This is a genomic window from Corynebacterium sp. LaCa117 (assembly GCF_046717765.1).
In the GTDB taxonomy this organism is placed as follows: domain Bacteria; phylum Actinomycetota; class Actinomycetes; order Mycobacteriales; family Mycobacteriaceae; genus Corynebacterium; species Corynebacterium kefirresidentii.
Window position 1 is genome coordinate 553,273 of the sequence record NZ_CP177102.1, and the last position, 14,812, is coordinate 568,084.

A 14,812-nucleotide genomic window follows, 5' to 3' on the forward strand; every position below is an offset into this window, starting at 1 on the left:
GGGTGGGCGCTTTTGCATGCGTTGCTAAAAGGTGGAGTAGGAATGCTCGGCGGTGCGATTGAGTGAAACCTGGATGGGGCGATCTGCTTGCGGAAGGGCGCGCTGGGGACAATGCTCACGCGGACAAGCGGTACAACCAGGGCCGATTGGGGTGGCAGCGGATACGTCTAGATTGAGCGCATCGGCGTAGACAATGCGGTCAGCCTCAGAGATATCGCATCCTAAACCCACGGCGAATTCCTTGCGTGGGGTGCCCCAGGATTTTGCGGTTCCTTGCACAAAGCGGCCTATCCACAGGTAGGCATGGCCATCCGGCATGGCTGCTACCTGGCGGGTGATGCGGTTGGGTGTTTCAAAGGCGCGGTGGACTACCCACAGCGGGCAAGAGCCACCTGAGCGGGCGAAGTGGAAGGCGGTGGAGGATTGGCGCTTGGAGATATTTCCGGCGCGGTCAGTGCGGATGAAGGAAAAGGGCACGCCGTTAAGGCCCGGGCGCTGGAGGGTAGCCAGGCGTTGCGCGGTGGTTTCGAAACCGGTGCCAAAGTAGTTGCACAAAAGGTCGATATCGTAGCGGGTTTCCTCAGCCATCGAGAGGAACGGTTGATAGGGCATGGTGACCGCAGCAGCGAAGTATTGCGCGAGACCTAAAGTAGCTAATTCTTGGGCTTCGCCTGCCGGGAGTTCGGATACGAGGTTATCGCAGACATCGCGGTAGGCAAGCAGGCAATATTGGAGCGCCATTTCAAAGACTAGCTGGGCTTCGGAGAGGCCGTCGCGAAGCGCAAGCTCCCGGGTGTCAGGGTTGAAACTGCGGCGTGGGCCCGGCCGGGAAAAGCGGACGGTAACGCCGAGGTCTTCGTGCATGTGGGAAGCTAGGCGGCCACGGCGAAGCACCCGGTCACCGAGCTGGCCGGCGAGCTCTTCTGCCAGCACATCGAGCTCGTGAATGTAGTTATGGGCGTCGTAGAAAAAGTCACGCACGAGCTCAAAGGGGGAGCGCTCGCGCGCCGGAGCGCGGCTGGCGACATCGACGAAGCGGGGCATGAGTTCTGGAAAGCGTGAGGCGAGGTCGGCCAAGGAGTCTTCGGTTGCCTCGGGAAAGATCCGGCGCAGGTCGGTGATGGTGCGTGCATCGCGGTCGTTCGCAAAATAGCCGGGGTCCAGGTTGAAACGCTGGGCTAGTTGCATAAGCACGGTGACGGTAAGCGGGCGCTGATCGTTTTCGAGCTGGTTGAGGTAGCTGGTAGACAGCCCCAATTGTTTGGCCATCGCTACCTGTGTGAGTCCCCGTTGTTTGCGCAGTGCATGGATTCGTGCCCCCGCGTAATGCTTGGTCATCGGTTGCTGTGCCGCCTTTCGCCGCTATGAGCAGTAGAAACCACAAACTTTGCAGATTCCATTGACTCATTCCGCTAGATTACACACACCATACTTATAGCGCGGGACACATTCAAGCATTTAGTGTGAGCTGCAACGCATCGCAGAGTGAAGGAGGACCACCTAGTGAAAAACCACGAGGTAAGAACCCATAAATCCGCCGAGGATTTCCCTTATGAGGAGCACTTGGCGTACAAGGTGGCAGAAGTAGCCGCGGATCTCGTAGAGGTTCCCGCCGAGACCACCGACATGATCATCAACCGCATCATTGATAATGCGGCCGTGGCCATGGCTTCCGTGGCACGCGGTCCCGTAACCTCCGCCCGCGTCATGGCCCAGGCGCACCCGGTAAATAAGGGAGGGGCCACGGTATTTGGCGTGGATGGCACTTACTCGGCCGAATGGGCCGCGCTTGCCAACGGCACCGCAGTCCGCGAGCTGGATTATCACGATACTTTCCTGGCCGCCGAATACTCGCACCCCGGGGATAATATCCCACCGCTGCTTGCTACCGCCCAGCATAAGGGGCTGAGCGGCCGAGACCTTATCCGGGGCATCGCTACCGGCTACGAAATCCAGGTCAACCTGGTGAAAGGCATGTGCCTGCACGAGCACAAGATTGACCACGTGGCGCACCTTGGCCCTTCTGTAGCCGCCGGTATCGGCACCATGCTTGAACTAGATAAGGACACCATCTACCAGGCGGTGGGCCAGGCACTGCACACCACTACCGCCACCCGGCAATCCCGTAAGGGGCTGATTTCTTCTTGGAAGGCCTACGCCCCAGCCTTCGCGGGAAAGATGGCCATTGAAGCCGTTGACCGGGCGATGCGCGGAGAAGGTGCGCCGGCGCCCATCTGGGAAGGCGAGGATGGATTCATCGCGTGGATGCTGCATTCGCCGGAGCGCACCTACACGGTCCCCTTGCCAGAACCTGGCGAGGAAAAGCGCGCCATCTTGGATACCTATACCAAGGAACACTCGGCTGAATACCAGGCCCAAGCGCCCATCGATATGGCCTTTGCGCTAAAGAAAACTCTGTCGGAAAAGGGCCTGCAGACTGCGGACATCGAGTCCATTGTTCTGCACACCTCGCACCATACGCACTATGTCATCGGTACCGGTGCCAACGATCCACAAAAGATGGATCCCTCTGCTTCTCGCGAGACGCTGGATCACTCCATCATGTACATCTTTGCCGTAGCCCTCGAGGATGGCGAGTGGGACCACGAGGCTTCCTATGCGCCCGAGCGCGCCAATCGCCCGGAGACCATCGAGCTGTGGCACAAGATTTCCACTGTTGAAGACCCCGAGTGGACCCGCCGCTATCACTCAAACGACCTGTCTGAAAAGGCCTTCGGCGGCAAGGCGGTAATCACCTTCAAAGATGGCACCGTGGTAGAAGATGAGCGCGCAGTTGCTGATGCCCACCCGCTGGGCGCGCGTCCTTTTGCCCGCGAGCAGTACATAGAGAAATTCACCAAGCTTGCGGCCGGCATCGTGGACGAGACCGAACAAGAACGTTTCCTCAATGCCGTCCAGAACTTGGAAAACCTCACTGACCTGACCGAACTCAACGTTCGGGTGACTGATGCTCATGTGGCCAGCGCGCCTAAGAAACCGGAAGGAATCTTCTAATGGCAGGACTATTTGGCTCTTTAAAAACTGCCGCGGAAAAGCGCCAGCACTTCCGCGCTGACCTTGAATCCGGCACCATTACCCGTCTGCCGGGCGCGTTCAATCCCCTGACCGCGCGTCTAATCCAAGATATTGGTGGTTTCGGCGGCGTCTATGTCTCCGGTGCGGTACTGGCTAATGATTTGGGCCTTCCCGATATTGGCCTGACCACCTTGACCGAGGTAGCGCAGCGCTCCGGGCAGATTGCTCGTGCGACGGATTTGCCCGTGCTTGTCGACGCCGACACTGGCTTCGGCGAACCCATGTCCGCCGCCCGCACCATCGCCGCACTCGAGGACGCTGGTCTTGCCGGCTGCCACCTTGAGGACCAAGTTAACCCGAAGCGCTGCGGGCATCTCGACGGCAAAGAAGTGGTGGACAAAGACATCATGGTCCGCCGCATTAGCGCCGCGGTCAACGAGCGGCGCGACCCGAATTTCATTATCTGCGCCCGCACCGACGCCGCAGGAGTAAACGGCATCGATGATGCCATCGACCGTGCCAAGGCTTATGCCGATGCCGGAGCAGACCTCATTTTCACCGAGGCTTTGTACCGTCCGGAAGACTTTGAGAAATTCCGCGCCGCGGTGGATACCCCACTGCTGGCAAATATGACCGAGTTCGGCAAAACCGAGCTGCTTTCGGCGCAACAGCTAGAAGACCTCGGCTATAACGCGGTTATTTGGCCCGTTTCCTCTTTCCGCGTGGCTATGGGGGCGACCGAAGACTTCCTGCGCGATGTGCAGGAAACCGGGATTCAAACCGATTGGCTTGAGCGCATGCAACACCGCTCCCGCCTTTATGAACTGGTGCGCTACGAGGAATACAACGACTTCGATAAATCCGTATTCACCTACTCCAAAGACACCTACCAGCCCACTTTTGAAAGCTAAGGAGATTTCCCACCATGTCTGATAAGAACCACACCCCCGAAATCCGCAAGGGCCTATACGGCGTCGTCGTCGATGAAACTGCCGTTTCCAAGGTCGTTCCCGAGACCAACTCATTGACTTACCGCGGCTATCCCGTCCAAGAGCTGGCTCGCTACTGCTCCTTTGAGGAAGTGGCCTACCTGCTGTGGAACGGCAAACTACCAGGCCAAGAATCGCTTATCCGATTCTCCGCCCGCGAGAAAGCCCTGCGCCACCTAGAGCGCCACGTCATCGACCTCATCATGTCCATGCCGCTATCGTGCCACCCGATGGATGTACTGCGTACCGCCATTTCCTATATCGGTTCCCAAGACCCAGAAGAATACACCAAGGATTCCGAGCATATCCGCCGCACCGCGCTGGAGCTTATGGCCAAGATTCCCACCATCATTGCGCTTGATATCCGGTGCCGCCGCGGCGAAGGCTACATCCAGCCCTCTCGCAAGAAGGGCTTTGCGGAAAACTTCCTCTGGATGGTCTTCGGTCATGAGGAAGGCTCCCCAGCTACCAACCGCGCCGATATCGAGGCCTTTGATAAGTCCCTCATCCTCTATGCGGAGCACTCCTTTAACGCCTCCACCTTCGCAGCCCGCGTGGTGACCTCGACCATGTCCGATACTTATTCCGCCATCGTCGCGGCCATCGGCGCGCTCAAGGGGCCCCTGCATGGCGGTGCCAACGAGGCCGTGATGAAAAACTTCCTGGAGATTGCCGATCCTGCCAAGGCAGAAGAGTGGACCAAAAACAAGCTGGCTAACAAGGAATTGGTCATGGGATTTGGTCACCGCGTCTACAAAAACGGCGACTCCCGCGTGCCAACAATGGAGGCAGCGTTTAAGGAGCTGGCCGAACAGCACGACCAGACCCAGTGGGTTGAGATGTATGACATCATGGCCAAGACGATGGAGGAAAACACCTCCATCAAGATCAAACCGAACCTCGACTTCCCTGCTGGACCTGCCTATCACATCCTGGGCTTTGACATTGAATTCTTCACGCCAATCTTTGTCATGGCTCGCATCACCGGTTGGACTGCGCACATCGTAGAGCAGAACGAGAATAACTCGCTTATCCGCCCGCTATCCGCCTATAACGGCGAGGAGCAGCGTTCGGTCCCGCCGAAGTCCTTCTAAAACTCACAAGCTCCCCCTCCTCCAGAGACAATTTTCATTCTTGGGGTGGGGGAGCAGCCGTTTTCCATGGATAGTCTAAGGCTGGACTCGCCGCGCTAACTGATGCATCACCAGTGAGAAGGCGATGACAGTCAAAGCCGAGTAGAAGAATAAACCCGGCCAAGGGGCGCCGATTTGGACAGTCCCCAGGCTATCAATAAGAGTTCCTAGAAGAAGTGCTGCTGCCAAAAGACCGATAAGCACGCCAACAATAAGCAAGAACCGAGTGAACAGAGAACGTTGTTTGGCGCTACTGACCACTAAGCCGATGAACGTGCCGAGGTATCCGGTAAGGAGGTGGCCACAAACAAAGCTTCCCAAGGTCGCGACTTGAGCGAAAAGTGGCCTGAGCCCGGAATTGCCAGGAAGGATAGCCCACGACGAGTACATGTCCACGCCGGCGCGTAGCGCGACATAATAGGCCAGCCAAGCAATGGCGCCGAATACGAACGCAGCGAGCCAGAGCGTCGCGTGCATGCTAAGCAGCCACTGTCGTGGGCGCATTCCCAGGCCACGAAGGGCCCGGTATTCAGTTGCGGTGAAGGCGCAGTAGAGGCCCCAAATGAATACGGCGAGAATTCCCCAGCCAGCAGGGTTAGCGCTAATCGTTGTTGGGTCGGCGGGCAGGAAATAAGGCACGCTCCACAGCAATGCGACGATAATGCAAACGGCAATAAGGGTCTTTGTGGCGTTGAGATTAAAGGTCTTCAGCAGGGACATTTTAGGACTCCTCTTGTGGGGTGCGAGCGGATTCATGAGCGTGGGAAACAAGGGAATCAATGAGCTGGCCGTCGTCGAGGTGGGAAACAGTGACGTGGGCGGCAGCTGCGGTATCAGCTGGAAATGGTACTGGGGACCAGGCATGAACCTTGGCGGTGGAGCCTAGGGAGGATTGGTGGAGGGGGAGGGCGTCGGCAAGTGCGAGGGCTTGCTCAACGTCTTTTGCGCTGCCGGTGAGCACGGGGTAGTGCGGCCGTTGGGATTCCAGGTCGATGGGCCCGTCGACCGTGCCGTCGTGTACGGTAATGACCTGGTCAACCAAACCTACGAGGTCTTCCGCGCGGTGCGAAGAAAGTACGAGCAGCCAATCCGGGGTGGCCGCGGCATGGGCGATGATGAGCTCTCGCAGGCGCGTACGAGTCGGTGCGTCCAGGCCGTTGAAAGGCTCATCGAGGAGAGTGACCGGGGTGCGCGCTGCCAGGGCAGTGGCACAGGCAACCAGCTGTCGCTGGCCGGTGCTGAGAGAGCGATTCTTGCTGCGCTTGTCGACGCCCAAACTATCCAAAAGCTCCTCCGCATACCCCACGTCGAATCCCTCTCGTACGTGCGCTGCGGCCCGCAGGTGCTGGACCACAGTAGAACCGGAAAGCAAGATATCGGCGCCGGTGCGCGCGATCGCCACCGACGAGGCGTCGATGCTGCCCTTGGTAGGCAGGAACCCCGCTACCGCACGCAAGAGCGTGGTCTTGCCGGCGCCATTGGGGCCGATTAACCCGTACATGCCGGCGTTGAGATCGAGGTGCGGCACGTGCAGGCGGTGCTTGCAAGTAACGTTCTGCAACTTAAGGTGCGTCATGATGGTCTCCTTCGGCTTCGATGAGGTCAGCGATGTCGCTGGCGCTTAATCCCAATGCGGCCCCTTCTTTCAGGAGGGGAACGATGAAGTCTTCCCTGAGTGATTCTTGGCGTTGATGGCGAACCTTCTCGCGCGCGCCTTCGCGTACAAACATGCCCAAGCCGCGGCGCTTTTCTAGCAGCCCTTCCTCGAAGAGGACGGTGAGAGCCTTGGCAGAGGTAGTCGGATTGACGGAGTGGAATGCGGAAAGCTCGTTGGTGCTGGGGGCGCGTTCGCCCTCTGGCAGCTCGCCGCTGATAATCATGTCCCTGATTCCTCCTGCCAGTTGCTGGTAAATAGGCCGGGTGTCACTCATACTGCGGCCCCTCTGATTCGTGGCATATGATTCCCTTTCCAGTGTATGGGTTAACCACCTATGTGGGTAACCATATAACGAAAGGTGCCCGCGGTCAACGGTAGGAGTGATATGGGATGGAGCTGCCGTGTAAAAGCGGGTGTCCCCGTTGTGTAAGTTGTTGAATCAAAAATTTGCAACATTTACAGAATCGCTAACCTTGTTATTACTGGTCGGGCTGCAGAAATCTCTCGGGTGCCGCTCCGGTGCTGGTAAATGTGGCGAATTAGGCGTCAAAAAGGGCAGACATTTGAGGAGTGGCCCTCTAGACTGAGATGCGGATCACCCAACAGGAGGCGTTGCACTGCGACGTCTTCCGAGCTGAAAGGAACACAGAAGTGGCTAATCCCGCGCTTCCATCGTTCAAAAAGATTCTGGTAGCCAACCGCGGCGAAATCGCCGTGCGTGCATTCCGCGCTGCCTTTGAAACTGGGGCAAAGACCGTCGCGGTCTACCCTCGTGAAGACCGTAACTCCTTCCATCGTGCGTTTGCGGATGAGGCCGTCCGTATTGGTACCGAGGGGCAGCCGGTAAAGGCTTATCTCGATATCGATGAAATCATTCGCGCCGCGAAGAAGGCGGAAGCGGATGCTATTTACCCCGGCTATGGTTTCCTTTCGGAGCGCGCGGATCTTGCTCGTGCCTGTGAGGACAATGGAATTAAGTTCATTGGCCCGACCCCATCCACGCTGGATTTGACTGGTGATAAGGCTGCAGCGGTAAGCGCGGCGAAGGAAGCTGGGCTGCCGACGTTGCAGGACTCGGAGCCATCGACGGACGTCGATAAGCTGGTGGAATACTCCAAGGATTTCAATTTCCCCGTATTCGTTAAGGCCGTTGCCGGTGGCGGCGGGCGCGGAATGCGCTTTGTAGAATCCGAAGATCAATTGCGCGAGAAGGCTGCCGAGGCCTCCCGCGAAGCGGAAGCCGCTTTCGGCGATGGCAGCGTCTACCTTGAAACCGCAGTAATCAAGCCACAGCACATCGAGGTGCAGATTCTGGCTGATAGCCAAGGTAACGTCATTCACCTTTTTGAACGTGACTGCTCCGTCCAGCGCCGCCACCAGAAGGTAGTGGAAATCGCCCCGGCGCCGACGCTAGACCCAGAGCTGCGTGACCGCATCTGCCAGGATGCGGTGAAGTTCTGTGAACACATCAACTATGAGGGCGCGGGCACCGTGGAATTCCTCGTGGATGAGCGCGGCAACCACGTCTTTATCGAGATGAACCCGCGTGTGCAGGTGGAGCACACCGTGACCGAGGAAATCACCGGCGTCGACATCGTGAAGGCACAGATGAATATCGCGGCCGGTGCCTCGCTGGAGGATATTCACCTCGCCCAAGACAAGATTTCCATCACCGGGTCTGCCCTGCAGTGCCGCATTACCACTGAAGATCCGAATAATGGGTTCCGCCCGGATACCGGTACTCTGACCGCGTATCGTTCGCCGGGCGGCGCTGGCGTGCGTTTGGACGGTGCAACTTCTGTGGGTGCAGAGGTCTCGCCGAACTTTGACTCTTTGCTGGTAAAGATGACCTGCCGCGGCGTCAATTTCGAGCAGGCCGTGCAGCGTGCCCAGCGCGCGCTCAACGAGTTCCACGTCTCCGGTGTGGCCACCAATATCGGCTTTTTGCGCGCCCTGCTGCGCGAGCCGGACTTCACTCAGACCCGTGTGGACACCGGCTTCATCAACGCGCACCCGCACCTCCTCAAGGCACCGCCCGCCGTCGATGAGTCTGGTCGAATCCTCGAGTACATTGCGGAGACCACCGTTAATAAACCCAACGGCGAGCGCCCGACGGCACTTCGTCCCTTTGACAAGCTCCCCGAGCTGGACTCTTCTGAGCCGCTACCGCGCGGTTCCCGCGACGATCTGCTCGAGTTTGGGCCACAGAAGTGGGCAGAAAAGATCCGTAAGCAGCACGCACTCATGGTTACGGATACCACCTTCCGCGATGCCCACCAGTCCCTGCTGGCCACCCGCGTGCGTAGTACCGCCTTGGTTTCTGCGGCCGAGGCCGTTGCGCGCATGACCCCGAATCTCTTCTCCGTGGAGGCTTGGGGTGGTGCGACTTATGACGTCGCCATGCGCTTCCTCCACGAGGACCCCTGGGTACGCCTAGACATGCTGCGCGAGGCTATGCCGAACCAAAATATCCAGATGCTCCTGCGCGGCCGCAATACCGTGGGCTATACCCCATACCCAGATTCGGTCTGCCGCGGCTTCGTCCAAGAAGCAGCCAAGTCGGGCGTTGATGTCTTCCGCATCTTCGACGCACTTAACGACGTCTCCCAGATGCGCCCCGCCATCGAGGCCGTTCTCGAGACCAATACCACCGTTGCTGAGGTGGCCATGGCGTACTCCGGCGACCTTTCCTCACCGAAGGAGAACCTGTACACGCTGGATTACTACCTCAAGCTGGCCGAGCAGATTGTGGAGTCCGGCGCCCATATCCTCGCCATCAAGGATATGGCGGGTCTGCTTCGCCCTGAGGCGGCTTCCAAGCTAGTCATGGCACTGCGCAAGGAATTTGACCTGCCGGTGCACGTGCACACGCACGACACCGCCGGTGGCCAGATGGCTACTTACTATGCGGCTGCGCTCTCCGGTGCCGACATTGTCGACGGCGCCTCCGCACCACTGGCAGGAACCACCTCGCAGCCATCGCTGTCGGCGCTTATTGCGGCCTTCTCCCAATCCAATCGGGATACCGGCATTGACTTGCAGGCAGTTTCCGATCTCGAGCCGTACTGGGAGGCCGTGCGCCAGCTCTACGCCCCGTTCGAGAACGGCATCCCTGGCCCGACCGGTCGCGTGTACAAACACGAGATTCCGGGCGGTCAGCTCTCCAACCTGCGTGCCCAAGCCGTTGCTCTTGGCTTGGCGGATCGCTTCGAGGTCATCGAGGACACCTATGCAGCGGTCAATGAGATGCTGGGGCGTCCGACCAAGGTCACTCCGTCTTCCAAGGTGGTGGGCGATCTTGCCCTGCACCTTGTGGGCGCGGGCGTCGATCCTGCAGACTTCGCCGCTAATCCGATGAAGTTCGATATCCCGGACTCGGTCAACCAGTTCCTCCGCGGCCAGCTCGGTACCCCTCCTGGTGGTTGGCCGGAACTGCGCGATAAGGTGCTCGACGGTCGCGAGGCGACCGGCGCCCAAATCAGCGAAGTTCCTGCTGAGGAGCAGCCGCACCTCGAGTCCGATAATTCGGATGAACGCCGTGCCAGCTTGAACCGCCTGCTCTTCCCCAAGCAGTTCGAGGAGTTCAACGAGTTCCGCCGTAAGTACGGCAATACCGAGGCGCTGACGGATACCACCTTCTTCTACGGTCTGACTGAAGGCGAAGAAAAGGTAGTCCACTACTTCCCAGAAGGCTCCACTGATCGCGCCGATCTCAAGCAGGTCGTGGTGCGTCTCGACGCCGTGGGTGAGCCGGATGAAAAGGGCATGCGTAACGTCGTTCTCAATGTCAACGGTCAGATTCGCCCGATGAAGGTTCGCGATGAGAACGCCGAGTCCACCGTCGCCACCGTAGAAAAGGCCGACCCCTCCAACGAGGGCCACGTCGCTGCACCATTCGCTGGCGTGGTTAATCCGACCGCCAAGCCTGGCGACGAGGTAAAGGTCGGCGACCAAATCGCCGTCATTGAGGCAATGAAGATGGAAGCTTCCATCTCCGCCACCAAGGATGGCGTGGTCGAACGCGTGGCCATTGGCCAGGCCACCAAGGTTGAAGGCGGCGACCTCATTGCCGTAATCAACTAGTCTGCACACTCAAGCGCCCCGCTTCCTTTGAGTAATCTCTAGGGAGCGGGGCGCTGTGGTGTCTAGCTGTGCTAAAAATCAACGATTTCGCCCATCCAAATGACCAAAACCGTCGACGAAACCGTTGGTTTAGATGGACGAAATCGTTGATTCGCGATGATATCGGAGGCTTGTCTTAGTCTAAGATAGCGGGCAATGCTAAAGAACCAACCAAGATGAGTGCTACGAGGCTGAGAAAGACTTTGGCCTGCCACCGGGCATAATTGAAGGACATTCCCGTACCGAAGCGCTTGTCTACCAGTACCGCCGGATCATCCGGGTTGTAATACATCACACCCCATTTATAGAGGTGGTCATTGTCCGGTGATTCTTTGTCTTCATCAGCGAAGTGAACACCGCGCAATTGTTCGGATAACCGGGATTGCTTGTAGAGAAGAAATACAACTAGACCGATGCTGCCACCAATGGTGAGAATCAACATTGTGATGATCGCGGCGCTGTGGAAGCGTTGATAGTGCGGGATAGGGCCGGTTACCTGTATGAAGGCCATCCCGGCGCTGATGAGCAGAGTAAGTACTCCCATTCCAGTGTTCGTGACAGCGAGGTTGGCTTCGTTACGCAGCCGCGCTTTAATGTTGCGCTCAGAGCGTGGGGATACCTCACTATGCGCGATAAAAGAGCAGATAATCGCAAATAGGCCCAGCAATGCTAAAGCGGCGAAAGAGGAGAAAAACACGCTCCCAATTGTTTTGTCGCTCCAATTGTCGGCTTCCATGGAGCCATTCCAGTGCACGGGAACGGGGTCAGGAATATCGGACCAGTGGGAAGCGACGATGATTACACCGGCCGCGATGCACAACAGGGAAGAGAGCATGGTTACCCATGGAAAAGTCGGCGTAGGGAAGCCGTCGAAGTTGGGCGTGCCAATGGATTTGTGGGAAACACGGGCAGCGATGGTGGTTTCCACCTCGTCGAACCAGCCGCCCGCTTTTTTAGCGGCGATGATGCGGCGGCGCTGGGATAGATAAGCCCACATGCCACCGAGCGCTACCACGAGGGAAGGTACGGCGGCTAATAGCGGTAGTTTCCAGGCAAAGAGGGACAGGACCGTCGCCGCAATGCCACAGGTCCACGTTCGTACCTTGAATCCGGCAAGGGCGGAGGTAACGGCAGGATCGGAAAGATAAGCCTTGGGTACGCGGACGCCGAGCGGTGTGCCAGGTGAGGCCAGGGAGGGCGTTTGGGCCATAATCCAAGTGATAGCAAGGGTGGTGGCGGCCATTAAAAGTGTGAAAATCATGACGATACTTCCAGGTCATTAAGGGTGGAGCTGAGTCGAGCGTGTAGCTCATCTGGGCTAAAGCCTTGTGCGCGGGCGAGTGCGACTACGCGGCTTAATTGCTCTTCTAGTTGTTTTTCTTGTGCGGCGGTGCGAGCACCAGGCCTGACGATGGATCCGGAGCGGCCGGCGGTTTCTACGAGGCCCTCGGAAACCAAGAGGTCGTAGGCCTTCTTTACGGTGGCGGGGTTAATGCCTATATCTTTGGCAACGCGGCGGACGGGATCTAGCTTGTCGCCATCGGAAAGCTGTCCGTGAGCGATAGCCAAAACGATTTCATCGTGAATTTGTTGAAATACGGGGACGTCAGATTCGGGGTTAAGGGTAATGAACATCTGTCACCTCCAATCTCTTTTCTGTATTACTTATAGTAACACAATCTGTATTGCTAGTTGTAATACAAAATGAGATCCCAAAGAAACCCCAGGTATGTGTGACTTAAAGCAGTGACATACCTGGGGTGTTGGGGCAGGGAGACTAGAGGAAAAGGGCTACTGCGATGGCAGCAATACCGTAGCTCCCGCGCATAAAGTAACCGAAGACTTCGGGAGAGAAGGACGCGCCGAAGCCGCCGGTATCGATGATATTCATGGTGGTAACGCGTGCGGGACGGGAGCGCTTAAAGGCGGCGTAGCTAAGCCCCAAACAACATGCTGCGAGCGTGAACAGGGACAGCTTCCACACAGTGGCGATGAAGGCGGTGCCAAGAACGGCAGCACCTGCGGTGGCAGCCAGCGGCAGCCCCCAGTCGGGCCAGGCACCATCGACGATGCGGCCGAAGGAGGCGGCGCGGCCGGTAGCAGCGCCGACAATGGTCCAAGCGGCAGCGAATCCAATAAGGGCAAGGCTGCCGAGCTGCGGGGCAAGCGCTAGGGTCAGCCCCATGACGGCGACCGCACCGAGGGGGATGTACCACCGGCGATACAGGCGCCGAGCAAAGAGGAGACTGAGCGAAGCCGTGGTATGCGAGCGCGGGTGCAGGCGGGCGGATTGGGAGGCGATGGCATCGGCAGAAACCTCAGAATCCAGTAGCCCAAAGGAGGACGAGCCGATGGCACGGGTACGGCCCGCGCGGAGGAGCGAGGCGAGATCGAAGGACCGCCAGCCGATGAGAAACCGCAGAAGCGGCAGGGTTATCGCCGCATAGAGCGGAAGATGCAGTGACGTGCACAGGGCGAGGCCAAGGAGGCTTATGCCGGCGAGCTGCGCAATAGACAGCTTATCGACGCCCCGCATGCGCCCCCGCGGCCTATCCGCATAGACCCAACGCCCGAGCGAAAGGCTGCGCAGCGGATAGAGCGCCTCGAGGAGAACGATGAGGGCGAGCGAGCCGAACCCGGCACCAATGGTCGCGGTTGCGGGCAGAGCAGCGGCGGTGCGCTGTGCTAGCGAGGGCAGAAGCGCTGCAGCATTGTGCCAGGCGTAGACGCTGACGCTCGCGATAAGTGCCGCGATGAAGGCGTAATAGATGACTGAGGAGGCTGTGGAGAGAAGTTTCATGATATCTCCACCACCTCGTCGCAGGCATCGAAGATGACTGGAGAATGGGAAGCGAGTACAACGCAGCGGCCATCGGCTGCGAGGTGGCGTAGCTCCTCGGCCAAGAAGGCAATCCAGGTGTGGTCGAGGTGGCGCTCGGGTTCGTCGATAAGCAGGGCTTTGGCCGGCTGATAGAGCTGGGCCGCGAGGTAGACGCGCTGGCGCTGGCCCGAAGAAAGATCGCTGACCGCAGAGTTCAGGATGGCTTGGTCGAGGGCCCAGAGCTCATGGATCTCGGTAAAGTCCACGCCGGTCCGGCGGGATAGCACACTAAAGTGCTCACCCACGGTGAGATCGGGGAGAAAGACTGGGTCCCCGACGGAGATAATGGAACCGGCCGCCGCCGCGCTACCGGGCGCGGCGCCGTCGATGGAAACGGTGCCCTCCAGCGGGGAAAGCTCGCCGCCTAAAGTCTGCAGCAGCGTAGATTTGCCCGAACCGTTGGGACCTTTTAGGCCGTATACGCGACCGACATCAAAGCTGCGATTGAGGTGCCCTAGGGCAGTGGCATGTCCGTAGTCTGCATCTATTGTCAACATCGTTGCCAGGTTAGCAGACAGGCGGCTGGACCAAGCGGGGCTAAAAGCGGCGGAAGAATTTACCTGGGGCAAGCTCCTCGAAGCCAGGCAGGGGCTTGGCCGAAGAGATACCGGGGGCGGTCTGTTCTGCCGCGAGGTCGACGGCGTTGCTAATGAGCAAGATGCGGGCGGCTGGATCGTCGGTGGCGACGACGAGCTCGGGGATGTCTTCGGGATCGAAGGGGGTGAGCCAGGCGGCATCGTCAAGCGGGTGGGCTAAGGGATCGCCCAAGAAAGCTGGGCCCTTTTTGGCGGCGGGGTAATAGCGCAAAAGCGCGGCGCCGCGGGGAGCAATGGTGGGATCCTCATTCGCGGACATGGGCAAGGCGAGGACACCGCCGTCCACGATGGGGGACCACTCAGAGATATAAGAAGGGAAGAGGCCCGCGAGATAGTCGCGATCCTCTTCCTTGGCCAAGCGCACGCCGAGGGAAGAAGCAGTCATTCTTCCAGGCTAG

The 14,812-nt window shown here is 58.7% G+C and carries 13 protein-coding genes; 4 read left to right on the forward strand and 9 right to left on the reverse strand.

What is annotated here, in order from left to right:
• Positions 1-24: 24 nt before the first annotated feature.
• Positions 25-1,338 (reverse strand): short-chain fatty acyl-CoA regulator family protein, encoded by a 1,314-nt coding sequence (locus ACLI1L_RS02850; RefSeq protein ID WP_086587869.1) that lies wholly within the window; start codon positions 1,336-1,338, stop codon positions 25-27.
• A 165-nt stretch (positions 1,339-1,503) separates the two neighbouring features.
• On the opposite strand from ACLI1L_RS02850, the gene prpD reads away from it, so the two are divergent.
• From prpD to ACLI1L_RS02865, 3 genes are read left to right on the forward strand one after another with little or no spacing between them, the layout of a single operon-like run.
• Positions 1,504-3,015 (forward strand): 2-methylcitrate dehydratase PrpD, encoded by a 1,512-nt coding sequence (prpD, locus tag ACLI1L_RS02855; RefSeq protein WP_411707994.1) that lies wholly within the window; start codon positions 1,504-1,506, stop codon positions 3,013-3,015.
• Positions 3,015-3,947 (forward strand): methylisocitrate lyase, encoded by a 933-nt coding sequence (gene prpB, locus ACLI1L_RS02860; protein WP_411707995.1) that lies wholly within the window; start codon positions 3,015-3,017, stop codon positions 3,945-3,947. The genes prpD and prpB overlap by 1 nt, the downstream gene beginning before the upstream one ends.
• A 14-nt stretch (positions 3,948-3,961) precedes the next feature.
• Positions 3,962-5,119 (forward strand): bifunctional 2-methylcitrate synthase/citrate synthase, encoded by a 1,158-nt coding sequence (locus ACLI1L_RS02865; RefSeq protein ID WP_411707996.1) that lies wholly within the window; start codon positions 3,962-3,964, stop codon positions 5,117-5,119.
• 75 nt (positions 5,120-5,194) lie between these two features.
• Here the strand turns inward: ACLI1L_RS02865 and ACLI1L_RS02870 are convergent, their stop codons facing one another.
• From ACLI1L_RS02870 to ACLI1L_RS02880, 3 genes are read right to left on the reverse strand one after another with little or no spacing between them, the layout of a single operon-like run.
• On the reverse strand, positions 5,195-5,878 hold the full coding sequence (locus tag ACLI1L_RS02870; protein WP_411707997.1) for a transglycosylase: 684 nt from the start codon (positions 5,876-5,878) through the stop codon (positions 5,195-5,197).
• A gap of 1 nt (position 5,879) precedes the next feature.
• Positions 5,880-6,734, reverse strand: a complete 855-nt coding sequence (locus ACLI1L_RS02875; RefSeq protein ID WP_411707998.1) for an ATP-binding cassette domain-containing protein — start codon at positions 6,732-6,734, stop codon at positions 5,880-5,882.
• Positions 6,721-7,089 (reverse strand): GntR family transcriptional regulator, encoded by a 369-nt coding sequence (locus ACLI1L_RS02880; RefSeq protein ID WP_049359605.1) that lies wholly within the window; start codon positions 7,087-7,089, stop codon positions 6,721-6,723. The genes ACLI1L_RS02875 and ACLI1L_RS02880 overlap by 14 nt, the downstream gene beginning before the upstream one ends.
• Before the next feature lie 377 nt (positions 7,090-7,466).
• On the opposite strand from ACLI1L_RS02880, the gene ACLI1L_RS02885 reads away from it, so the two are divergent.
• On the forward strand, positions 7,467-10,898 hold the full coding sequence (locus ACLI1L_RS02885) for a pyruvate carboxylase (RefSeq protein WP_411707999.1): 3,432 nt from the start codon (positions 7,467-7,469) through the stop codon (positions 10,896-10,898).
• Positions 10,899-11,073: 175 nt separating this feature from the next.
• Here the strand turns inward: ACLI1L_RS02885 and ACLI1L_RS02890 are convergent, their stop codons facing one another.
• From ACLI1L_RS02890 to ACLI1L_RS02910, 5 genes are all read right to left on the reverse strand, one after another.
• Positions 11,074-12,198: a DUF1648 domain-containing protein gene (locus ACLI1L_RS02890; RefSeq protein WP_086587876.1), complete on the reverse strand. Its 1,125-nt coding sequence runs from the start codon at positions 12,196-12,198 to the stop codon at positions 11,074-11,076.
• On the reverse strand, positions 12,195-12,572 hold the full coding sequence (locus tag ACLI1L_RS02895) for a GntR family transcriptional regulator (protein ID WP_411708000.1): 378 nt from the start codon (positions 12,570-12,572) through the stop codon (positions 12,195-12,197). The genes ACLI1L_RS02890 and ACLI1L_RS02895 overlap by 4 nt, the downstream gene beginning before the upstream one ends.
• A gap of 142 nt (positions 12,573-12,714) precedes the next feature.
• Positions 12,715-13,737 (reverse strand): ABC transporter permease, encoded by a 1,023-nt coding sequence (locus ACLI1L_RS02900; RefSeq protein ID WP_411708001.1) that lies wholly within the window; start codon positions 13,735-13,737, stop codon positions 12,715-12,717.
• Positions 13,734-14,315: an ATP-binding cassette domain-containing protein gene (locus ACLI1L_RS02905; RefSeq protein ID WP_411708002.1), complete on the reverse strand. Its 582-nt coding sequence runs from the start codon at positions 14,313-14,315 to the stop codon at positions 13,734-13,736. Before ACLI1L_RS02905 ends, ACLI1L_RS02900 begins: the two co-directional genes overlap by 4 nt.
• 40 nt (positions 14,316-14,355) lie before the next feature.
• Complete coding sequence (locus ACLI1L_RS02910; protein ID WP_411708003.1) at positions 14,356-14,799, reverse strand: hypothetical protein; 444 nt, start codon at positions 14,797-14,799, stop codon at positions 14,356-14,358.
• Positions 14,800-14,812 lie beyond the last annotated feature (13 nt).

What these genes read in the sequence shown, in the direction of transcription:
- ACLI1L_RS02850 (WP_086587869.1), bottom strand. Translation starts at nt 1,338, where the DNA reads ATGACCAAGCATTACGCGGGGGCACGAATCCATGCACTGCGCAAACAA.
- prpB (WP_411707995.1), top strand. Translation starts at nt 3,015, where the DNA reads ATGGCAGGACTATTTGGCTCTTTAAAAACTGCCGCGGAAAAGCGCCAG.
- ACLI1L_RS02865 (WP_411707996.1), top strand. Translation starts at nt 3,962, where the DNA reads ATGTCTGATAAGAACCACACCCCCGAAATCCGCAAGGGCCTATACGGC.
- ACLI1L_RS02870 (WP_411707997.1), bottom strand. Translation starts at nt 5,878, where the DNA reads ATGTCCCTGCTGAAGACCTTTAATCTCAACGCCACAAAGACCCTTATT.
- ACLI1L_RS02875 (WP_411707998.1), bottom strand. Translation starts at nt 6,734, where the DNA reads ATGACGCACCTTAAGTTGCAGAACGTTACTTGCAAGCACCGCCTGCAC.
- ACLI1L_RS02880 (WP_049359605.1), bottom strand. Translation starts at nt 7,089, where the DNA reads ATGAGTGACACCCGGCCTATTTACCAGCAACTGGCAGGAGGAATCAGG.
- ACLI1L_RS02890 (WP_086587876.1), bottom strand. Translation starts at nt 12,198, where the DNA reads ATGATTTTCACACTTTTAATGGCCGCCACCACCCTTGCTATCACTTGG.
- ACLI1L_RS02895 (WP_411708000.1), bottom strand. Translation starts at nt 12,572, where the DNA reads ATGTTCATTACCCTTAACCCCGAATCTGACGTCCCCGTATTTCAACAA.
- ACLI1L_RS02900 (WP_411708001.1), bottom strand. Translation starts at nt 13,737, where the DNA reads ATGAAACTTCTCTCCACAGCCTCCTCAGTCATCTATTACGCCTTCATC.
- ACLI1L_RS02905 (WP_411708002.1), bottom strand. Translation starts at nt 14,315, where the DNA reads ATGTTGACAATAGATGCAGACTACGGACATGCCACTGCCCTAGGGCAC.
- ACLI1L_RS02910 (WP_411708003.1), bottom strand. Translation starts at nt 14,799, where the DNA reads ATGACTGCTTCTTCCCTCGGCGTGCGCTTGGCCAAGGAAGAGGATCGC.